Annotated in this window: 23 protein-coding genes; 10 read left to right on the top strand and 13 right to left on the bottom strand. The window is 65.9% G+C overall.

Annotated elements, in window-relative coordinates; translation table 11 throughout:
• Nucleotides 1-86: 86 nt before the first annotated feature.
• Nucleotides 87-1,475 carry an ATP-binding protein gene (locus tag DY468_RS22495; protein ID WP_164607546.1) on the top strand — a complete coding sequence of 463 codons (1,389 nt, stop codon included), beginning with the start codon at nucleotides 87-89 and terminating at the stop codon, nucleotides 1,473-1,475.
• A gap of 301 nt (nucleotides 1,476-1,776) precedes the next feature.
• On the opposite strand, the gene proC is transcribed toward DY468_RS22495, so the two are convergent.
• From proC to DY468_RS22480, 3 genes are all read right to left on the bottom strand, one after another.
• Entirely contained in the window at nucleotides 1,777-2,610 is an 834-nt protein-coding gene (gene proC / locus DY468_RS22490; protein WP_502706241.1) for a pyrroline-5-carboxylate reductase, read from the bottom strand.
• An 89-nt stretch (nucleotides 2,611-2,699) separates the two neighbouring features.
• Nucleotides 2,700-3,128, bottom strand: a complete 429-nt coding sequence (locus tag DY468_RS22485) for a GNAT family N-acetyltransferase (RefSeq protein WP_164607542.1) — start codon at nucleotides 3,126-3,128, stop codon at nucleotides 2,700-2,702.
• The gene (locus DY468_RS22480; protein ID WP_164607540.1) at nucleotides 3,125-3,625 is read right to left on the bottom strand and encodes a type III secretion system chaperone family protein; all 501 of its coding nucleotides are present in this window, start codon (nucleotides 3,623-3,625) and stop codon (nucleotides 3,125-3,127) included. Before DY468_RS22480 ends, DY468_RS22485 begins: the two co-directional genes overlap by 4 nt.
• Nucleotides 3,626-3,982: 357 nt before the next feature.
• On the opposite strand from DY468_RS22480, the gene DY468_RS22475 reads away from it, so the two are divergent.
• Nucleotides 3,983-4,516 (top strand): 6,7-dimethyl-8-ribityllumazine synthase, encoded by a 534-nt coding sequence (locus DY468_RS22475; RefSeq protein ID WP_164607538.1) that lies wholly within the window; start codon nucleotides 3,983-3,985, stop codon nucleotides 4,514-4,516.
• 207 nt (nucleotides 4,517-4,723) lie between these two features.
• Here the strand turns inward: DY468_RS22475 and DY468_RS22470 are convergent, their stop codons facing one another.
• The 5 genes from DY468_RS22470 to lgt form a co-directional block, all read right to left on the bottom strand.
• Nucleotides 4,724-5,677 (bottom strand): ribose-phosphate pyrophosphokinase, encoded by a 954-nt coding sequence (locus DY468_RS22470; RefSeq protein ID WP_164607536.1) that lies wholly within the window; start codon nucleotides 5,675-5,677, stop codon nucleotides 4,724-4,726.
• Nucleotides 5,678-5,845: 168 nt separating this feature from the next.
• Complete coding sequence (locus tag DY468_RS22465; protein ID WP_164607535.1) at nucleotides 5,846-6,457, bottom strand: hypothetical protein; 612 nt, start codon at nucleotides 6,455-6,457, stop codon at nucleotides 5,846-5,848.
• Nucleotides 6,458-6,674: 217 nt separating this feature from the next.
• Nucleotides 6,675-7,439, bottom strand: a complete 765-nt coding sequence (gene pgeF, locus DY468_RS22460) for a peptidoglycan editing factor PgeF (protein ID WP_164607532.1) — start codon at nucleotides 7,437-7,439, stop codon at nucleotides 6,675-6,677.
• Nucleotides 7,436-8,575, bottom strand: coding sequence for a class I SAM-dependent methyltransferase (locus tag DY468_RS22455; RefSeq protein ID WP_164607530.1), 1,140 nt, complete (start codon nucleotides 8,573-8,575; stop codon nucleotides 7,436-7,438). Before DY468_RS22455 ends, pgeF begins: the two co-directional genes overlap by 4 nt.
• Nucleotides 8,572-9,435, bottom strand: coding sequence for a prolipoprotein diacylglyceryl transferase (lgt, locus tag DY468_RS22450; protein WP_164607528.1), 864 nt, complete (start codon nucleotides 9,433-9,435; stop codon nucleotides 8,572-8,574). The genes DY468_RS22455 and lgt overlap by 4 nt, the downstream gene beginning before the upstream one ends.
• Before the next feature lie 252 nt (nucleotides 9,436-9,687).
• Between lgt and DY468_RS22445 the strand changes: the two genes are divergently transcribed.
• The 4 genes from DY468_RS22445 to ychF all read left to right on the top strand — a co-directional run bounded on the left by DY468_RS22445 (nucleotide 9,688) and on the right by ychF (nucleotide 12,842).
• Entirely contained in the window at nucleotides 9,688-9,966 is a 279-nt protein-coding gene (locus DY468_RS22445) for an accessory factor UbiK family protein (protein ID WP_011159891.1), read from the top strand.
• A 325-nt stretch (nucleotides 9,967-10,291) separates the two neighbouring features.
• The gene (locus DY468_RS22440; RefSeq protein WP_164571680.1) at nucleotides 10,292-10,984 is read left to right on the top strand and encodes a 50S ribosomal protein L25/general stress protein Ctc; all 693 of its coding nucleotides are present in this window, start codon (nucleotides 10,292-10,294) and stop codon (nucleotides 10,982-10,984) included.
• Nucleotides 10,985-11,005: 21 nt separating this feature from the next.
• Nucleotides 11,006-11,620 carry an aminoacyl-tRNA hydrolase gene (gene pth, locus DY468_RS22435; protein WP_164607526.1) on the top strand — a complete coding sequence of 205 codons (615 nt, stop codon included), beginning with the start codon at nucleotides 11,006-11,008 and terminating at the stop codon, nucleotides 11,618-11,620.
• Between the two features lie 124 nt (nucleotides 11,621-11,744).
• Nucleotides 11,745-12,842 (top strand): redox-regulated ATPase YchF, encoded by a 1,098-nt coding sequence (gene ychF / locus DY468_RS22430; protein WP_164571682.1) that lies wholly within the window; start codon nucleotides 11,745-11,747, stop codon nucleotides 12,840-12,842.
• Between the two features lie 145 nt (nucleotides 12,843-12,987).
• On the opposite strand, the gene DY468_RS22425 is transcribed toward ychF, so the two are convergent.
• Nucleotides 12,988-13,281 (bottom strand): DUF4282 domain-containing protein, encoded by a 294-nt coding sequence (locus DY468_RS22425; RefSeq protein ID WP_164607524.1) that lies wholly within the window; start codon nucleotides 13,279-13,281, stop codon nucleotides 12,988-12,990.
• Nucleotides 13,282-13,366: 85 nt separating this feature from the next.
• Between DY468_RS22425 and DY468_RS22420 the strand changes: the two genes are divergently transcribed.
• The 3 genes from DY468_RS22420 to DY468_RS24685 all read left to right on the top strand — a co-directional run bounded on the left by DY468_RS22420 (nucleotide 13,367) and on the right by DY468_RS24685 (nucleotide 14,621).
• Nucleotides 13,367-13,840, top strand: a complete 474-nt coding sequence (locus tag DY468_RS22420; RefSeq protein ID WP_164607522.1) for a MaoC family dehydratase — start codon at nucleotides 13,367-13,369, stop codon at nucleotides 13,838-13,840.
• 8 nt (nucleotides 13,841-13,848) lie between these two features.
• On the top strand, nucleotides 13,849-14,331 hold the full coding sequence (locus DY468_RS22415) for a MaoC family dehydratase (RefSeq protein ID WP_164607520.1): 483 nt from the start codon (nucleotides 13,849-13,851) through the stop codon (nucleotides 14,329-14,331).
• Nucleotides 14,332-14,474: 143 nt separating this feature from the next.
• Entirely contained in the window at nucleotides 14,475-14,621 is a 147-nt protein-coding gene (locus DY468_RS24685) for a hypothetical protein (protein WP_205512618.1), read from the top strand.
• A gap of 185 nt (nucleotides 14,622-14,806) precedes the next feature.
• On the opposite strand, the gene DY468_RS22410 is transcribed toward DY468_RS24685, so the two are convergent.
• The 3 genes from DY468_RS22410 to DY468_RS22400 all read right to left on the bottom strand — a co-directional run bounded on the left by DY468_RS22410 (nucleotide 14,807) and on the right by DY468_RS22400 (nucleotide 16,758).
• Entirely contained in the window at nucleotides 14,807-15,247 is a 441-nt protein-coding gene (locus DY468_RS22410) for a hypothetical protein (RefSeq protein WP_164607519.1), read from the bottom strand.
• Between the two features lie 197 nt (nucleotides 15,248-15,444).
• Entirely contained in the window at nucleotides 15,445-15,876 is a 432-nt protein-coding gene (locus DY468_RS22405) for a nuclear transport factor 2 family protein (protein WP_164607517.1), read from the bottom strand.
• A gap of 453 nt (nucleotides 15,877-16,329) precedes the next feature.
• The gene (locus DY468_RS22400; protein ID WP_164607515.1) at nucleotides 16,330-16,758 is read right to left on the bottom strand and encodes a hypothetical protein; all 429 of its coding nucleotides are present in this window, start codon (nucleotides 16,756-16,758) and stop codon (nucleotides 16,330-16,332) included.
• Between the two features lie 215 nt (nucleotides 16,759-16,973).
• Here DY468_RS22400 and DY468_RS22395 point away from each other — a divergent pair, with 215 nt between their 5' ends.
• Nucleotides 16,974-18,227: an acetyl-CoA C-acetyltransferase gene (locus DY468_RS22395; RefSeq protein ID WP_164607514.1), complete on the top strand. Its 1,254-nt coding sequence runs from the start codon at nucleotides 16,974-16,976 to the stop codon at nucleotides 18,225-18,227.
• 188 nt (nucleotides 18,228-18,415) lie between these two features.
• Here DY468_RS22395 and DY468_RS22390 read toward each other — a convergent pair.
• The coding region (locus tag DY468_RS22390) for an integrase core domain-containing protein (RefSeq protein ID WP_164606053.1) at nucleotides 18,416-18,624 on the bottom strand (209 nt) is incomplete at its 5' end.

The following is an 18,624-nucleotide window of genomic DNA, read 5'->3' as shown; positions in this document are numbered from 1 at the left end:
GGGGCGCGCTGTGCTTGGGGCGAGGACTTCGTCCTACGCACCGGCGCTGACATCGGCGTTGCGCGTTCGATCCGGCGGGCCGTGTCATGAGCACGCTCGACACCGGGCTGACGCTGATCCGCTCCGCCTATGGGCGGGTGTCGGCGGCCAATGGTTATCTCGGGCAGCGCTTCAACGACTTCATGCCGAAGGGGCTGTATGCCCGCGCGCTGCTGATCATCATCGTGCCGATGGTGCTGCTGCAGTCGGTGATCGCCTTCGTGTTCATGGAGCGGCACTGGAACACGGTGACGCAGCGGTTGTCGGCGGCGGTGGTGCAGGACATCGCGGCCCTGATCGACGTCTACAAGAGCTATCCTCAGGACAAGGACAGCGCCGCGCTTCGCCGCATCGCGCAGACGCGGCTCGGTCTCGTGGTCGATTTTCTCGGACCCGGCGAGATGCCGCCGCCGGGCCCGAAGCCGTTCTTCTCGCTGCTCGATCAGTCGATCAGCAAGCAGATCAGCAAGCAGATCGCGCGGCCGTTCTGGATCGACACCGTCGGCCGCTCCAATCTGGTCGAGATCCGGATTCAGCTCGACGACGCGGTGATGCGGGTGTTCGCGTTGCGCAGCGCCGCCTACGCGTCGAACTCCGAGATCTTCCTGTTGTGGATGGTCGGCACCTCGACGGTGCTGCTGATCGTCGCGGTGTTGTTCCTGCGCAATCAGATCCGCCCGATCCTGCGCCTTGCCGACGCCGCCGAGAGCTTCGGCAAGGGCCGCGACGTGCCGAACTTCCGGCCGCGCGGCGCGCGCGAAGTGCGGCGGGCCGCCCACGCCTTCATCGAGATGAAAGCCCGCGTCGAGCGCTCGATCGAGCAGCGCACCGCGATGCTGGCCGGCGTCAGCCACGATCTGCGCACCATCCTGACCCGGTTCAAGCTCGAGCTCGAACTGATCGGCGACGCGCCGGAGACCGAGGGCATGCGCAAGGACGTCGACGAGATGTCGGCGATGCTGGAAGCCTATCTGGCGTTCGCCCGCGGCGACAGCGGCGAGCCGTCGCTGCCGACCGACATGGCGGCGGCGCTTGAAGAGCTGCGCTCCGACGCCGAACGTCACGGCCATCTCGTCAGCGTGGCTTTCAACGGCCAGCCGGTGGTGACGGTGAAGCCGGCATCGTTCAAGCGCTGCCTCGCCAATCTGGTGTCGAACGCCGCGCCCCACGCCCACACCATCGCCATCACCGGGCAGCGCGATCACCGCTATCTCACGGTCACGATCGACGACGACGGTCCGGGCATTCCGACCGCGATGCGCGAGGAAGTGTTCAAGCCGTTCCTGCGGCTCGACGACGCCCGCAACCAGGACGAAGGCGGCACCGGCCTCGGCCTCGCCATCGCCCGCGACATCGCCCGCTCGCACGGCGGCGACATCACCCTCGGCGACAGCCCGATGGGCGGCCTGCGCGCGACGGTGCGGGTGCCGGTGTAGTTGTAGCGGGTGCCGGTGTAGTTGTATTCGTGTCGTTCCTCGGCGTCTCCTTATCTTCAACCGTCATCACCCGCGCATGCGGGTGATCCAGTATTCCAGAGCGCCAGTTATTTCACACGAGCGCTCTGGAATACTGGGTCGCCCGGACGAGGCGGGCGATGACGTCGGTGTGTTTAACGAAGCGTCATCGCCGGGCTCGACCCGGCGATCCATCCTCTTCGCGGAATGCTGCTGCATCTGAGCGCGCGCTTGCGCGCGATGGATGCGCGGGTCAAGCCCGCGCATGACGTCGGTATTCTGCTTACTTCGCCAATTCCTTCGACCGCTTCGTCGCCGCGGCGACCGCGCGGGTCAGCAGCGGGCGGAAGCCGTCGTTCGCCATCAGCACCTCGAGCGCGGCGGCGGTGGTGCCGCCGGGGGAGGTGACGTTCTTGCGCAGCGTTGCGGCGTCGAGGTCGGAGCGGTGCAGCAGTTCGCCGGAGCCGGCGACGGTGGCGCGCGCCAGCGTCATCGCGAGCTCTTCGGGCAGGCCGGCTTCGACGCCGGCACGGGCGAGTTCTTCGGCGAGCAGGAACACGTAAGCCGGGCCCGAACCGGACACCGCGGTCACGGCATCGATCAGCGCTTCATCGTCGACCCACTCGACGCCGCCGGTGGCGCGCAGCAGCGCATCGGCGATGCCGCGCTGGGCGGCGGTCACCGAGCCGGCCGCGACCGCGACCGTGATGCCGCGGCCGATCGCGGCCGGCGTGTTCGGCATCGCGCGGACGACGTGGCCGCCGAGCTGCTCGGACAGCGCCGCGATCGGCTTGCCGGCCATGATCGACACCACCAGGGTCGACGGCCCGACATAGCCGCGCAGCGCGGTGGCGGCTTCGGCGAACATCTGCGGCTTCACCGCGACCACCAGCGTCGACACCGCGCCGACATCGGCCGCGGACGCGTTGAGGCGGACGCCGCGCGCGCTCAGCGCGGCGATGTCGTCGGTCGGATGCGGCTCGATCACCACGACGTCGCCGCCGTCCAGCCCCTGCGCCAGCCAGCCGGTGAGCAGCGCGCCGCCCATCTTGCCGGCGCCGGCGAGAACCACCGTGCCGCCGAGCTGTTGCAGGGGAGATTGAGCAGAGCTGGTCATCGCGCACATCCATCGGCGCCGCGACGGCGGCGCGTTCTGGCCGGGTTTTATTGGATGCGCGAAGGGGTCACAAGCGCCGTGCGCCGCGATCAGAAGGTCTTCATGAAGAACAGGCGCTGCGATCCGCGCGGGTGATCGGCGATGCGGCCGAACTCCTGATAGCCGTGCTTGCGATAAAAGTCGGGGGCCTGAAACTGATAGGTATCGAGCCACACCCCGGCGCAGCCGCGCTCCTTGGCGATCTGCTCGGCGCGGCTCAGCAGCTCGGTGCCGAGCCCGCTGCGGCGCGCCGTCTCCGGGACGGCGAGGAATTCGACGAACAGCCAGTCGTAGGTGATCCGGCCCCACAGGCCGCCGATGGTCTCGCCGGTGCCGGGGTCTTCGACCACGAGGCAGACCTGCTGAAAGCCGGACGGTCCGCCGGCCTTCTCGTTGTGGGCGATCAGCGCGCGCAAAATCGCGGCGCGGTCGAGCTCGGAGGCGCCGTCGCGAACGACGATGCGCGGCGACTGGCTCACGCCTCGCCCTGAGTGTCGAACATCGCCGCGCTCATCGCTTCGGCGGCGGTCTTGCCGGCCCACACCGTGAACTGGATCGCCGGGTAGTAACGCTCGCAGGCGTGGATCGCACTGACCAGCATGGTCTCGCACTGCGCTTCGGTTGCGGCCAGCCCGCCAGGCAGAACCAGGGCCTGGCGGTACATCACGGTGCCGGTGTGATTCCAGACATCGAAATGTCCGACCCAGAGCTGTTCGTTGATCGCCGCGATTAGTCGCAGCGTTTCGTTGCGGCGCGCCGCCGGCACCTTCATGTCGAACGCGCAGGCCAGATGCAGCGCTTCGATTTCGTGCATCCAGGTGAACGACAGCGTGTAGTCGGTCCACTGGCCCTTGGCGACGATCGTGATTTCATCTTCGCCGGAGCGCTCGAAAGCGAGGTCGTTCGACGCGGCGATGTCTTCGACCACCGCGAGCGGATTGTTTCGTGACTCGATGATGCCTTCGAGCAAGGGCATGCCGTCTCGACCTTACGTTGGAATATGCTGATACGCATGAGGCAGGCCGGTACGCGCCTGTACCCGCGTTCGCGTCGGACGGATTAGTTCCGGGCGAACCGAGGTTGCACCGATGAAATGATGTGATTTGCGGAATCCGTGCAATCCCGCGCTTCGCCAATTCCACAACCAAAGAGTAGCCCGTCCACAGCCCAGCGAGCAGCACGAGAACAAAACGGAATCGGATTCGCGTCAGCCGAGTCCGGGGCGTGGAATTCGCTCCACGCGAGTCTTTGGACGTATGGGCAACCTTTGATTCGTGGCGGTGCGCTGGTAGCCTGGACTCGACCTTCAGATCACAGCCGAGTGAGACTGCCGATGAACGACTCCGTCACCGATACCGCCGAGACTGCGCCGCCGCTGGCCGAGCGGTCGTATCCGCGCTTTGCCAAGCCGCAGCGCGTCGCCTTCGTGCAGTCGTCGTGGCACCGTGATGCGGTCGGCGCCTGCTGGGAGTCGTTTCTGCGCGAGATCGTCGCACGCGGCATCGCCGACCAGCAGGTCGACCTGTTCGAGGTGCCGGGCTCGTTCGAGATTCCGCTGCACGTCCAGTTGCTCGCCAAGACAAGGCGCTACACGGCGATCGTCGCCGCCGGCCTCGTGGTCGACGACGGGCTCACCGGCTTCGTCGCCCAGACGGTGATCCAGGCGCTGATGGAGGTGCAGCTCAAGACCGAGGTGCCGGTGTTCTCGGCGGTGGCGACGCCGCAAAGCTTCGAGCGCGGCGAGGCCGACACCGAGCGCTTCCGCCAGCACTTCGCCGCCAAGGGCGCCGACGTCGCCCATGCCTGCGCCGACACCCTGCTGAGCCTCGAACGCCTCCGCGGCCAGGTCGCAGCGGGCATCGTGTAGTTGAACGACTCCGTCATTCCGGGGCGCGAGCGAAGCTCGCGAACCCGGAATCCAGAGATTGTTGAAATACTGCTGGTGCCTTGAACGTCGAGATTCCGGGTTCGCTCACTTCGTGAGCGCCCCGGAATGACGACTTTCTTGTCGACGAAGAGATTCCGGGTTCGCGCTTGGCGCGCCCCGGAATGACGAAAGAGAGGTGAGGAAAGCTCAGTCGAACAGGCTCGACACCGACTCTTCCGCAGCGGTGCGGCCGATGGCCTCGCCGATCAGGGACGCGATCGACAGCGTGCGGATGTTCGGCGCGTTGCACACTGCTTCGGTCGGCTGGATCGAGTCGGTGATCACCAGCTCCTTGAGCTTGGAGTTGGTGATGCGGGCGCAGGCGCCGCCGGACAGCACGCCGTGGGTGATGTAGGCGTAGACGTCGGTGGCGCCGTTGGCGAGCAGCGCTTCGGCGGCGTTCACCAGCGTGCCGCCGGAATCCACGATGTCGTCGAGCAGGATGCAGGTGTAGCCGGCGACGTCGCCGATCACGTTCATCACTTCGGATTCGCCTGCACGCTCGCGGCGCTTGTCGATGATTGCCAGCGGGGTGTTGAGGCGCTTGGCGAGGCCGCGGGCGCGGACCACGCCGCCGACGTCGGGCGACACCACCATCACCTTCGACAGGTCGAAGCGCTCCTTGATGTCGCGCACCATCACCGGCGAGGCGTAGAGGTTGTCGGTCGGGATGTCGAAGAAGCCCTGAATCTGACCGGCGTGCAGATCGAGCGTCATGACCCGGTCGACGCCGGCATGGGTGATCAGATTGGCGACCAGCTTGGCCGAGATCGGCGAGCGCGAGCCGACTTTGCGGTCCTGCCGGGCGTAGCCGAAATACGGGATCACCGCGGTGATGCGGCGGGCCGAGGCACGGCGCAGCGCGTCGGTGATGATCAGAAGCTCCATCAGGTGGTCGTTGGCCGGAAACGATGTCGACTGGATGATGAAGACGTCCGAACCGCGGACGTTCTCCTGAATCTCGACGAAGACTTCGTTGTCGGCGAAGCGGCGCACGCTCGCTTTGGTCAGCGGCATGTTCAGCCGCTGCGCGATGTCGCGGGCCAGTGCCGGATTGGAATTGCCGGCGACCAGTTTGACCGACCCGTTCTTGCCCGACATCGACGCGTCCCCCCTCGGCGCGGTGGATACTACGTTCAGCATATCGGTTGACTCGCGAAATCGGACACTTTTGCGAGCGAGGTGATAACAGCCGGTCGCCAGCGATGGCAACCCATCGTGACGGTTTTCCGATGCGGATTCGACCTATGTCGCGTGCAATTGCAGCAATCAGCGCGCAGCGAAACTCAGGGCTGCAGAGGGCGCATCGCTGCTCGTCGCTGCCGTCGGCTCGGCGCTCGCGATCGCCGGGCCGCTCGCCGCCGGCGCCGAAGGTGCGGCCGGCTCGGCTGGTAACCCGCCGTTCACCAAGCCGCTGAGGCCGGTGAGGCCGGCCTGCGCGATCCGGCGCAGCACGACATCGTCGGCTTGCGCCCAGGCATCGCGGCCGTTGCCTGCGGGTTCCTCGCCGGACAGGCGCAGCGCGCGCTGCTGGTTGCGATCGTAGACGTCCCAGACCCAGGCGATGTTGGTGCGGTTGCCGCGGACCTGCGCCGACAGATAGCTGCGGACCCGATAGGCCGCACCGCCTTCGCGGGAGACCACCGGAATGCGGCGCAGCTTGGACTCGCTGTCGAGCACCGCGACCATGCGGTCGAACACCTGCGGCGGCGGTCCGTCGATCGATTCGAATGTCACGCCGGTTCCGCCTGCCGAAGCCATCGGGCCGGCGCCGGGGCCGCCTTCGGTGACACAGCCGGCGAGGCCGGTGAGCAGTGCGAGCAGGAGGGCGGTGCGCGTTGTGCGCGAGGCGATCTGGCGGGGCAGGCGAGCCGACGACATGCAGGGTCCCGTCGAAAGCGCGGCGCAGCGGCCGCCGAACGGGGCAAGCGATATCGTTAAAATGCATTAAGGTCTAGGGTGCGGCGCCCGCCCGGTTAACCTTTTACCGCCGCCGCGCAACAATTTCTCTAAAAGTTTCAGTGAATTGTCGCGATCGGCCGGGCCGCATCCGTAAACCAACGTGGTTAATTCACGTTTACCTTTGGCGTTGCCGGCCTCACTCCAGAACGATCGCGTGGACGTGGCGGCCGTAGTCGGGCTCGCTGCGATGGGTGGTGCGCCGGTAGGAGAAGAACCGCTCGTCCGGATAGGTGTCGAGGCCGAGATCGTCGATCATGCCGACGCCGGCGGTTTCCAGCCGCATCCGGATGAAGCCGCCGAGGTCGAACTGCGCATGACCGGGCCGGCCGGCCGCGGCGAAGAACGCCGCGTAAGCCGGATCGACCGCAGTGAAGCGGGCCACGAACTCGTCGCCGACCTCGTAGGACGGCTGCCGGATCAGCGGACCGATCGCGGCGATCACGCGGCTGCGGTCGGCGCCGAGCCGCTCCATCGCGGCGAGGGTGGACTCCAGCACGCCGGTCAGTGCGCCCTTCCAGCCCGCATGGGCGGCGCCGATCACCCGCGCGGCCGGATCGGCGAACAGGATCGGACCGCAATCGGCCGCCGAGGCGCCGATCGCCAGACCCGGTGTGCGGGTGACGATGGCGTCGGCCTTCGGCCGGTTTGCCGCATCCCACGGCGTCTCGGCCACCGCGACGTCCGGCGAATGGACCTGGTGGACAGTGAGGAAGTGCTCCGGCGCGACACCGAGCGCCTCGGCCATCCGCCGCCGGTTCTCGGCGACCTTGGCCGGGTCGTCGTTCGAGCCGACGCCGGCGTTCAGCCCGGCATAGATGCCTTCGGACACGCCGCCCTCGCGGGTGAAGAACGCATGACGCAGGCCCGGCGCGGCGCCGAGCAGCGGCGAGGTGATGATCATCCGTGGGTCCCTTGCCGGCGCTCGGCGGCGCGGTCGGTGTCGTCGCTGAGCGCGACCAGGGTCTCGATCTTCGGGTCGGACACCCCGATCACCTTGAACATCGAGCCCATCGCGCCGCGACCTTCGCCGGTCAGGCGCTGCAGCGCGCCCGCGATGTCTTCCGACACCTGCGCGGTCGCTTTCGCCATCAGCGACAGCGCGCGGGTTTCGATGCCGAGCCGCTTGAGGAAAGTGCCCTGCGTCACCGGGCCGTGGGCGCGGGCGCCGATGCTTTCGGCGGCGCGGCCGAGTGCGTCGAAATCGACATGAGCGGTGAGGTCGGCGCGGCCGGGATGCTGCAGCGGATCGGCGTAGCTGTGGCTGGCGATCGCCTGGAAGGTGTCGCCGACATCGCTGCGCAGATGGCCGTAGTCGATGATCAGCGCCGCGCCGCCCTGGTCGCGCACCCGGCTGGCGATTTTCAGAATCTCGGTGTCGGGCCGCCATTCGAACACGGCGCCGGGCGGCGCCAGCCGCACCAGCGGCGGAATCAGTGCCTCGAAGCCGGGGATCGGATCGGCCGCGACGCCGAACGCCAGTTCGCCCGACTCGCCGATTTCGATCACCCGCTCGTGCCAGCCGGTTTCGCGCTTGATCGCCTGATGGATCGGCAGCACGTCGAAATACTCGTTGGCGAGAATGACGGCGGGGCCTTCCGGCACGTCGTCGAAGCTGTCGTGCCAATGGATGTTGCGGATGCCGGCCAGCGTGGCTTCCTGCTTCTGGCGCAGCACCGGGTTGACCTCGACCAGATGCACGCTGAGCGACTGGTACAGGATCGGCAGCACCCGCAGCGCCCGGAGCGCGTCGGCCATCATGGTGCCGCGGCCGGGGCCGATCTCGATCAGCCGCAGCTCCTGCGGTTCGTCGGCCGCCTTCCACACCGAGGCCGACCACAGCCCGAGCAGTTCGCCGAACATCTGGCTGATCTCGGGCGAGGTGGTGAAGTCACCCTCGCGGCCGAGCGGGTCACGGGTGATGTAGTAGCCGTGCTGGGGATGGCCGAGACACAACTCCATGTAGCGCCACACCGGCATCGGGCCGGCGGCCTTGATCAGCCGCTTGATCTCGGTGGCGAGCGCGGTCTGGTCGATCATGAGGCGGACTCGCTCGGATGGGTCGAGGCGGCAGGCGAGGTCACCTGTCCACGGCGCCAGGTCGCGATCATCACGCCGATGCCGACGATCACCATCGGCACCGACAGCAGCATCCCCATCGTCAGCCCGCCCCACAGGAAGCCGAGCTGCGGATCGGGTTCGCGGAAGAACTCGCCGGTGATGCGGGCGAGGCCATAGAAGGTGAGGAACGCGCCAATGATCAGGCCCGGCCGCTTCAGCGCGCCGGCGCGGATCATCAGCGCCAGGATCACGAACAGGGCGATGCCTTCGAGTCCGGCTTCATAGAGCTGGCTCGGATGCCGCGGCAGCGGCCCGGCATGAGGAAACACCATGGCCCACGGCACCGAGGCGTCGGCCGGCCGGCCCCACAATTCGCCGTTGATGAAGTTGGCGATGCGGCCGAGGAACAGCCCGATCGGGCCGACCGCGCAGGTGATGTCGCCGAGCGACAGGATCGGCACCTTGCGCTTCCAGCCGAACAGCACGACCGCCAGCACGCAGCCCATGAAGCCACCGTGGAAAGACATCCCGCCCTTCCACAATTCGAAGATCTCCGCCGGATTCCGGATGAAGAAGTCGAGATTGTAGAACAGCACGTACCCGGTGCGGCCGCCGAGGATGATGCCGATGGTGACCCAGAGGATGAAGTCGTCGAACGCTTCCAGCGAGATCGGCGACGGACCGCCCCACAGCCGCTGACGCTGCAGCAGCATCCGGGCATACAGCCAGCCGATCACGATGCCGGCGATATAGGCCAGCGCGTACCAGCGGATCGCGAACGGACCGATCGCGACGGCCACCGGATCGAACACGGGAAAGGCGACAGCGAAGAATGGCATTGTTCGTTTGGCTTATCTCCAAAGCCCGCAACGGTACAGCGTCAATTGCCGCGATGGCCGCGCCGGACCAGTCGACTGATGCTTAAATCGACCTTGCGACGTGGGTGCGAACGTCGCAAGGAGAGGCGAAACCGGCCGGGCCGGCTCGGGTCGCGGCTTCGCGGCCTTGAAGGACGCCCGTTCCATCGCCATTGTCACCGCAATGCCCGTGTGGCTTGCAACCGCGCACGACGCGCGACGGAGATCTCGACCATGACCCAGACCAACAACCGGCTTTTCGACGAGATCGGCCGCCTGATGAACGACGCCGCCGGCGCGGCCCAGGGCGTCAAGCGCGAGATCGACGGCGTGGTGCGCAGCCAGGCCGAGAAGATCCTGCGCGACCTCGATCTGGTGAAGCGCGAGGAGTTCGAGGCCTTCAAGGAGATGGTTCGCCTGACCCGCGAAGAGAACGAAGCCCTGAAGGCCCGGATCGCCGCGCTGGAAGCCCGCCAGGGCGGCGGCTCGGAGCCTCCGACCGCGCTGGCGTGAGGACGGCGAGCAGGCGCCAGTTTGCCCTGCTTGAGTCCCTCATGGTGAGGAGGCCGCGAAGCGGCCGTCTCGAACCATGAAGGCCGATTAGGCTCAGCCTATACCCGGGCGCATCCTTCGAGACGCCCGCCGCCGCCTAGCGGGCGGCGCGGGCTCCTCAGGATGAGGCCGTGCTCGGGAAGACTTGATTTCCTTGTCTTTTCCCCCCTTTGCGGCTAGAACCCCGCCACGTCTGCGGCCCCCGCACCCCTGGAGGCTTGCCGCGGCGTGTGCAAATGGGCCGCTTTGCGGCCTTTAACTTTTTACAGATCAAGGACTTAAGCAGATGACGAGCGTCTTGGAACTGAAGGCGACCGCGCGTCCGAAGAGCGGCAAGGGGGCCGCCCGGGCCGAGCGTCGCGCCGGCCGCGTGCCCGGAGTGATCTACGGTGACAACCAGCCCCCGCTGCCGATCTCGGTCGAAGAGAAAGAGCTTCGCCTGCGGATTCTGGCAGGCCGGTTCCTGACCACGATTTTCGACGTCGTCCTCGACGGCCAGAAGCATCGCGTCATCCCGCGCGACTATCACCTCGATCCGGTGAAGGACTTCCCGCTGCACGTCGACTTCCTGCGGCTCGGCGCCGGTGCGACCATCCGCATCAGCGTGCCGCTGCATCTGAAGGGTCTCGAAGTCGCCCCGGGCGTGAAGCGCGGCGGCACCTTCAACATCGTCACCCACACCGTCGACCTGGAAGCGCCGGCCGACAACATCCCGCAGTTCATCGAAGCCGACGTGTCGAACCTCGACATCGGCGTGTCGCTGCATCTGTCGGACATCGCGCTGCCCAAGGGCGTCAAGTCGGTGTCGCGTGAGGACGTCACGCTGGTCACCATCGTGCCGCCGTCGGGCTACAACGAAGACAAGGCTGCGGCGGGTGCCGCACCTGCGGCCGCTGCCGCGCCGGCTGCTGCGGCCAAGGCTCCGGCTGCTGCCGCCAAGGCTCCGGCCGCGGCTGCTGCGCCGGCCAAGAAGAAGTAATCCGGCGCGGGGTCCCGCGTCATGCGGCTGTTCGTTGGGCTCGGCAATCCTGGTGCGAAGTACCAGGGCAACCGACACAACATCGGCTTCATGGTCATCGACGAAATCGCGCGGCGTCATGGCTTCTCGCCATGGCGCCGTCGTTTTCAGGGCGAGACCGCCGACGGCGTACTCGACGGGGTGCGCATCACCCTGCTCAAGCCGACGACCTACATGAACGAGTCCGGCCGGGCCGTGCAGGAAGCGGCCGGCTTCTACAAGATCGGGCAGGACGAGGTCGCCGTGTTTCACGACGAAATCGAACTGCCGCCGGCGAAAGTTCGCGTGAAGGTCGGCGGCGGCATCGCCGGGCACAACGGCCTGCGCTCGATTTCGGCGCATATCGGCAACGATTATCTGCGCGTCCGGCTCGGCGTCGGCCATCCGGGCGCGAAGGAGCTGGTGCACAATCATGTGCTCGGCGACTTCGCCAAGAGCGAGCGGCCCTGGGTCGAAGCCTTGTGCGAGATCGCCGCCGACAATGCCGGGCTGATTGCCAAGGGCAAGGATTCGACCTTCGCCAACAAGGTGCATCTGGCGATGCAGGCGAAGGGATTTTACGACAACGACAAGGGCACGAGCGGCAGCAAACAGTAAAGGCGTCATCGCCGGGCTCGACCCGGCGATCCATCTTCTTCGCAAGGAGATGGATGCCCGGGTCAAGCCCGGGCATGACGCGTCACTTGGTTGCGACGTCGGCCTTCGAACAGCGGGACACACCATGGGCTTCAAATGCGGGATCGTCGGGCTGCCGAATGTCGGCAAGTCGACGCTGTTCAACGCGCTGACCGAGACTGCGGCGGCGCAGGCGGCGAACTATCCGTTCTGCACCATCGAGCCGAATGTCGGCGAAGTGGCGGTGCCGGATCCGCGGCTCGACAAGCTGGCCGAGGTCGGCAAATCGCAGCAGATCATTCCGACCCGGCTGACCTTCGTGGACATCGCCGGCCTGGTGAAGGGCGCCTCCAAGGGTGAAGGCCTCGGCAACCAGTTCCTCGCCACCATCCGCGAGGTCGATGCGATCGCGCATGTCGTGCGCTGCTTCGAAGACAGCGACATCACCCATGTCGAAGGCAAGGTCGCGCCGCTCGCCGACATCGAGACGATCGAGACCGAGCTGATGCTCGCCGACCTCGACAGCCTGGAAAAGCGCGTCGACAACCTGACCAAGAAGGCCAAGGGCGGTGACAAGGATTCCAAGGAGCAGCTCGAGCTGGTCACCCGCGCGCTCACGCTGCTGCGCGACGGCAAGCCGGCGCGTTTCCTCGAGCGCAAGCCGGAGGAAGAACGCGCGTTCCGGATGCTCGGCCTGCTGACCTCCAAGCCGGTTCTGTACGTCTGCAACGTCGAGGAAGGCTCGGCCGCAGAAGGCAACAGCTTCTCCGAACAGGTGATGGCGCGCGCCAAGGAAGAGGGCGCGGTCGCGGTGGTGATCTCGGCCAAGATCGAATCCGAAATCGCGACGCTGTCGAAGGAAGAGCGCACCGACTTCCTCGACACGCTGGGCCTGCACGAGGCCGGTCTCGACCGGCTGATCCGCGCCGGTTACGAGCTCTTGCACCTGATCACGTACTTCACGGTCGGTCCGAAGGAAGCGAGAGCCTGGACCATCACCAAGGGCACCAAGGCGCCGCAGGCCGCCGCCGTGATCCACACCGATTTCGAGAAGGGCTTCATCCGCGCCGAAACCATCGCCTATGACGACTACATCCGTCTCGGCGGCGAAGCCGGCGCCCGCGACGGCGGCAAGCTGCGGCTCGAAGGCAAGGAATACGTCGTCGCCGACGGCGACGTGATGCACTTCAGGTTTAATACCTGAGGGCGGGAGCGCGATTCTTCGCGCGCCGGCCTTTCACCGATTCATTCCGGGACGCGCGAAGCGCGAACCCGGAATCTCTGTGCGCAACAACCTCGGGTTCCGGGTTCGCGAACTATGTTCGCGCCCCGGAATGACGGTCTCTGTGTTATCTGAATCCCTGCTGATCGCGGATCGCGCCGAGGTGTTCGTTGATGCGGAACACGATCAGCACGAACTCGGCGACGATGCGCGAGAACACGATCCCGACCAGGATCGAGGCGAGGCTGGACAGCACCAGGATGAAGCCGCCGAACGGGCTCGCCGCCATCGCCGCAAGTCCGGAAAATACCCCGGAAATTCCGAACAGCACGGTCAACGCGATCACCAGCCAATAGAAGGTCTTGATGATGGTCGGCGTGATGAAACGGTCCCATTGAAACAGGTCCCGAAAATTGAACATCGGTGGTCTCCCCCAACAAACCGAATGATGGGCTTGTGATCGACCGCAATAGCGGCCACAATCAGGCCTCCCACCAGCAAATGCCATGACAGCTCTGTTCTTCGAAAATTTCGCGCCCGGCCATTTCGGCCGCTATGGACCTCGCCGCGTGACGCGCGAGGAGATCATCGCTTTCGCTTCGGAATACGATCCGCAGCCGATGCATCTGGACGATCACGCCGCCAACGCTTCGATGCTCAAGGGCATGTCGGGCTCCGGCTGGCACCTGTCGTCGTTGATGATGCGGATGATGTACGACGGCTTCATTAAGGACACCGCGTCGCTCGGCTCGCCCGGCGTCGACGAGATGCGCTGGATGTCGCCGCTGCGTCCCGGTGACGATCTGATGCTCGATGTCGAAGTGATCGAAGCGCGGGTGTCGAAGAGCCGCCCCGAGACCGGGATCGTCACCTTCAAGTGCTATGTCCGCAACGGACACGGCCAGATGCTGAGCGAGATGGTGTCGCCGATCATCGTCAAGCGCCGTGATGCGGCCGCCGCCGCCAGCAGCAACGGATAGCGATCACCATGCGTTTTCTCGAAGACATGACGGTCGGCGACCGCCACGAGGTCGGCACGTTCACGTTCACGGCGGACTCGATCAAGACGTTCGCGGCGCAGTTCGATCCGCAGCCGTTCCATCTCGACGAAGAGGCCGGCAAGCGGTCGCTGTTCGGCGGGCTGGCGGCGTCGGGCTGGCACATCGCCGCGGTGTGCATGAAGCTGATGGTGGCGGATGCCCAGCGTGAAGCGGCCGAGGCCATCAAGCGCGGCGATCAGGTCGCGGTCGGCGGCCCGTCTCCGGGCTTCCGCGAGCTGCGCTGGCTGAAGCCGGTGCTGGCAGGCGACACCATCACCTACTACAAGCAGGTCGAGAATCTGCGGCCTTCTGATTCGCGCCCGCAATGGGGAATCATGCAGGCGCGCAACACCGGGATCAATCAGCGCGGCGAGGAGGTGTTCTCGTTCCTCGCCACCGCGTTCGTGCCGCGCCGGCCGCGCGTCGAGTGAGGCGCAGCGGACACAGCCCGTCGCATTTTAACCAAATGCGGGGCTTTTCCGCGAGACGGCGCCGGAACGCCGGGGATATTAGGAAGTTGTGAACCTTGCGGGCGTCACGGTCGACGAACGCAGGGCTGAGGGAATCGAACACAATGGCTGACCAAGTTGGACTGAAATGGGTGGGCGTGATTTTCGCCACCGTGACCCTGGCGGTGATGATCACCACCGGAATGATCGTGAAGGGCTACGCCGTAGGCTCCTATAGCCTCGAGACGCCGGCCGCGCTGTCCGACCGCTGAGCGTTTCGCTCGCACTTGGCCGGCCCCCGCCGGCCTCGACAGCTCCGATCCGAACAGCTTATCGATCCGGACGGTTTTCGAGATCGACGACAAAAAAAGCAGCCACCTCGCGATGGCTGCTTTTTTGATTTTCATCGGCCGTCGTGGCCGCTGCCGGTCCCGACCTTGGCCGGGCGCGAGCCGAATCAGCCGTGGCGCAGGGTGTCGGCGGTGCGCTTCCACTGCGCGACGTTGTCGGCGATCATCCGGGTCGACTTCATCGCCGCCTGGCTGAGCTGGGCGTAGCTGGAGATCTCACGCTGCACGCGCTGACCTTCGGCATGCAGCAGCTCGCGCAGGGTCTCCAGTTCGCCGATCAGGTTCTCGATCTCGCCGAGCGAGGTGCCGGCGACGCGCTGGATCAGCGAATTGACGTTGTTGACCGCAGCTTCGGCGCTGCCTTCGAGGCCGAGCGTCGAGGCCGGAGCCGCCGCGGTGTCGGTGGCCGAAGCGGTCGCCGAGGGGCGGCGCAGATAGGCGATGTCGTTGCGGACGAAGTCGCGGATGCCCGCTTCCACCTCGGAGACGGCGGCGAGGTTCTCGTCGGCTTCGGCGGTTTCGATCTTCTCGGAAGGAATGGCGTTCATTCGGTTGGTCCCCTGTTTGAGCGTCACGCCGCGCGGGGATCACCCGCACGTATTCTGGCGACGCATGACTCCAGCGCAATTTGGCCGCATCGCGGCCGTTCTGCGGCGCCCCCTCGGTGTTTCGGCGACAATCCTCAACGTCGGATTAACGACGGTTCCGTCGCGCTCCTGGCGGGACGGTCGCCGAGGCACGCCGTTCAGGCGATCTTCGGCAGATGAATCGGGCGGCCGAGCGCCTGTTCGACCAGATCGAAGGTGTCGAGCACCATGCGCAGATTGGTCAATCGGCCGTTCTGGAACTGGGTGAACAGCGCCATCCGCACGCTGATCGGACGGTTGGTGTCGGTCGCGGTCAGCGAGTATCGCACCATCGAGGCGGCAGAATCGAGGCCGAGCATCACCGACTCGCGGTGGTAGCGATAGATCCGGACGCAATCGGCAATCTGCCGACAAACTTCGAGCACCGCCTCCTTGCCGTGGCGGGCGCCGAAGAACGGAAACATGTCGATCGGGCCGTAAATCGCCCAGTCGATGTTATCGTCGATCAGTGCGGCGAGGTCTTCTTGCTGGCGGTCGGTAACAGCGCGATGCAATGCGCGCGAGAACCGCCAGAGACTATGCTCTGTCATTGGCAATCCCGTTTGAGATTTATGTCGAGGCAAGCAGCGGCACCTGGGGGCATCGTCGACGATGCCGTGCCTTTCGCGATTGGCTGCGCGTATGCAGCCCAATTAGTTACAATGCGAACTAAATGCAATCGATTTCTTGTGCGCTGCACAAAATTCTGTCCTGCGCAACGGGCAGGCTGACATTTTGTCTGCCGGAAGCCTAATCAATTGTTCTAATGTCTGTTTTGGTTTTCCGCGCGTGCCGCGCGCGGCTTCGCCAAGCCGCGCACGCGTCTCACATCGTCGTGACGATGGGGCGGATGTTGATCGAGGTGAAGTCCTGCTCGGCAGGAGCGCGCCGGCCCGCGCGGCGGGGATGCGGCGGCGCTGGAGACAACCGGCGCATCCGCGTGGCGCGATCGGCGGTGATGCAGGTTGCGCCGAGCCGTCGATCCGGCTCGCCGATATCGCGCTTCAGGACTTTGCCTTCGCCTTCTTCTTCGGCTTGGCGGCAGCCTTCTTGGCCGAGCCTGCCTTGCCGGCGGGAGGCGCCTTGCCGACCGGCGGGGCCTTTGCCGCATCCTTCGGCGCCTTGTCTTTCACCTCTTTCACCGCCTTTTCCTTGGCGGCGACTGCGGCGGCGTCCTCGGCCGCCTTGCGCATCGCCCTGGCGTAGGAATCCGCAGCGTTGTCGGCGGCCATCTGCAGCCGCTTGATCGCAGCCTGGCCCTGTTCGGTGGCGGCGGTGACCAGCGCCTTGGCCTGCGCTTTGCCGGCAGCGTCCTTGGCCTTGGCGACGCGCGTCAGCAGCGTGGCGCGGCGCTTCTTCACCGCGGCGGTGAGCGCCTTGGTCTGTTGTTTCGAAAGCTGCCGGATGATCGCGTCGAGATCGGCCTCGGCCATGATTGGTAGTCCCCCTAAGTAACGTCGATTGCGCGCGACTATGCAGAGGCGCACCACGCTTGGCAATTCGTCAGTTCCGCCGCGCGGCATAAGTCCGCTTGCGCCACAGATTGCATGGTGCGGCGTCGCCGCGGCGGCTTGACTTCGCCCGCGTCTCGGACAATGTCGCCGGCAAGCCCCAAACAAACCGCAAACAACATCGGGAGAAGAACAAGATGGCAGACGCCTATATCATCGACGCAGTCCGCACCCCCCGCGGCATCGGCAAGGTCGGAAAGGGCGCTCTGGCCGACATGCATCCCCAGCACCTCGCCGCCACTGTGCTGAAGGCGATCGCCGAACGTAACAAGCTCAACACCGCCGACGTCGACGACATCATCTGGTCGACCTCGACCCAGCGCGGCAAGCAGGGCGGCGACCTCGGCCGCATGGCGGCGCTCGACGCCGGCTACGACATCAAGGCTTCCGGCACCACGCTCGACCGCTTCTGCGGCGGCGGCATCACTGCGGTGAACTTCGCCGCGGCGCAGATCATGAGCGGCATGGAAGACGTGGTGATCGCCGGCGGCACCGAGATGATGTCGCTGACCGCATCGATGGCCGCCGAGGACATGGCGGCCGGCAAGCCGCCGCTCGGCATGGGCGCGGGTAACGCGCGCCTCGCCAAGGTGCATCCGCAGTCGCACCAGGGCATCTGCGGCGACGCCATCGCCAGCATGGAAGGCATCAGCCGCGAGACGCTCGACGCGCTCGGCCTCGAAAGCCAGCGCCGCGCCGCGATCGCCATCAAGGAAGGCCGCTTCGACAAGAGCATCGTTCCGGTGGTCGACGATGAGGGCAAGGTGGTGCTCGGCAAGGACGAGTATCCGCGTCCCGAAACCACCGCCGAAGGCCTCGCCGCGCTGAAGCCGGCCTTCACCGCGATGGCCGACTATCCGCTCGACGACAAGGGCACGACCTATCGCAAGCTGATCAACCAGAAGTACCCGGACCTCGAGATCAAGCACATGCATCACGCCGGCAACTCGTCGGGCGTGGTCGACGGCGCCGCGGCGCTGCTGCTGACCTCGAAGGAATACGCCGACAAGCACGGCCTGAAGCCGCGGGCGAAGATCGTGGCGATGGCGAACATCGGCGACGATCCGACCCTGATGCTGAACGCGCCGGTGCCGGCCGCCAAGAAGGTGCTGCAGAAGGCCGGTCTGACCAAGGACGATATCGACCTCTGGGAGATCAACGAAGCCTTCGCGGTGGTCGCCGAGAAGTTCATGCGCGACCTCGAGCTCGACCGCTCCAAGGTCAACGTCAACGGCGGCGCAATTGCGCTGGGCCACCCGATCGGCGCCACCGGCGCGATCCTGGTCGGCACCGTGCTCGACGAACTCGAGCGCCGCAACCTGAAGCGCGGCCTCGTCACCATGTGCGCCGCCGGCGGCATGGCCCCGGCGATCATCATCGAGCGGGTGTAAGCGAGGGACGCGTAGGATGGGTTGAGCGTCAGCGAAACCCATCAATCCTGCTGAAGTCATCGAAAAGGGCGGCGCGAGATGCGTCGCCCTTTTTGTTTGTCGTGCCGGCTTGGTCTTTGATGGTGCCGAGGCACGCCGCGTTCCTGATGAAACCAGCCTATCCAGTCCGTCATTGCTGTGCGAGTTCACTAATTCGTTGATCGCATGGTTTTGTCGGCGGCAAAGTCCTTCGGGGTTTTGCCGCCGAGGGCCTGGTGAGGCCGGAAGTTATTGTAATAGACCATGTATTCGAACAACTCGTTGGCGAAGTGGTCGAGGTTGTCGAAGGTGGCACCTTCGATCACGTCCTCGTCGAGCGTCCGCCAGAAGCGCTCGATTTTGCCGTTGGTCTGGGGGC

The organism is Rhodopseudomonas sp. BR0M22 (genome assembly GCF_010907035.1).
Classification (GTDB): domain Bacteria; phylum Pseudomonadota; class Alphaproteobacteria; order Rhizobiales; family Xanthobacteraceae; genus Rhodopseudomonas.
The sequence above is the reverse complement of the archived record's forward strand: the minus strand, read 5'-3'. Positions and strand labels throughout refer to the sequence as shown.

Coding starts and splice junctions, on each gene's coding strand:
- DY468_RS22495 (WP_164607546.1), top strand. CDS start 87: ATGAGCACGCTCGACACCGGGCTGACGCTGATCCGCTCCGCCTATGGG.
- proC (WP_502706241.1), bottom strand. CDS start 2,610: ATGACCAGCTCTGCTCAATCTCCCCTGCAACAGCTCGGCGGCACGGTG.
- DY468_RS22480 (WP_164607540.1), bottom strand. CDS start 3,625: ATGCCCTTGCTCGAAGGCATCATCGAGTCACGAAACAATCCGCTCGCG.
- DY468_RS22475 (WP_164607538.1), top strand. CDS start 3,983: ATGAACGACTCCGTCACCGATACCGCCGAGACTGCGCCGCCGCTGGCC.
- DY468_RS22470 (WP_164607536.1), bottom strand. CDS start 5,677: ATGTCGGGCAAGAACGGGTCGGTCAAACTGGTCGCCGGCAATTCCAAT.
- DY468_RS22465 (WP_164607535.1), bottom strand. CDS start 6,457: ATGTCGTCGGCTCGCCTGCCCCGCCAGATCGCCTCGCGCACAACGCGC.
- pgeF (WP_164607532.1), bottom strand. CDS start 7,439: ATGATCATCACCTCGCCGCTGCTCGGCGCCGCGCCGGGCCTGCGTCAT.
- DY468_RS22455 (WP_164607530.1), bottom strand. CDS start 8,575: ATGATCGACCAGACCGCGCTCGCCACCGAGATCAAGCGGCTGATCAAG.
- lgt (WP_164607528.1), bottom strand. CDS start 9,435: ATGCCATTCTTCGCTGTCGCCTTTCCCGTGTTCGATCCGGTGGCCGTC.
- DY468_RS22445 (WP_011159891.1), top strand. CDS start 9,688: ATGACCCAGACCAACAACCGGCTTTTCGACGAGATCGGCCGCCTGATG.
- DY468_RS22440 (WP_164571680.1), top strand. CDS start 10,292: ATGACGAGCGTCTTGGAACTGAAGGCGACCGCGCGTCCGAAGAGCGGC.
- pth (WP_164607526.1), top strand. CDS start 11,006: ATGCGGCTGTTCGTTGGGCTCGGCAATCCTGGTGCGAAGTACCAGGGC.
- ychF (WP_164571682.1), top strand. CDS start 11,745: ATGGGCTTCAAATGCGGGATCGTCGGGCTGCCGAATGTCGGCAAGTCG.
- DY468_RS22425 (WP_164607524.1), bottom strand. CDS start 13,281: ATGTTCAATTTTCGGGACCTGTTTCAATGGGACCGTTTCATCACGCCG.
- DY468_RS22420 (WP_164607522.1), top strand. CDS start 13,367: ATGACAGCTCTGTTCTTCGAAAATTTCGCGCCCGGCCATTTCGGCCGC.
- DY468_RS22415 (WP_164607520.1), top strand. CDS start 13,849: ATGCGTTTTCTCGAAGACATGACGGTCGGCGACCGCCACGAGGTCGGC.
- DY468_RS24685 (WP_205512618.1), top strand. CDS start 14,475: ATGGCTGACCAAGTTGGACTGAAATGGGTGGGCGTGATTTTCGCCACC.
- DY468_RS22410 (WP_164607519.1), bottom strand. CDS start 15,247: ATGAACGCCATTCCTTCCGAGAAGATCGAAACCGCCGAAGCCGACGAG.
- DY468_RS22405 (WP_164607517.1), bottom strand. CDS start 15,876: ATGACAGAGCATAGTCTCTGGCGGTTCTCGCGCGCATTGCATCGCGCT.
- DY468_RS22400 (WP_164607515.1), bottom strand. CDS start 16,758: ATGGCCGAGGCCGATCTCGACGCGATCATCCGGCAGCTTTCGAAACAA.
- DY468_RS22395 (WP_164607514.1), top strand. CDS start 16,974: ATGGCAGACGCCTATATCATCGACGCAGTCCGCACCCCCCGCGGCATC.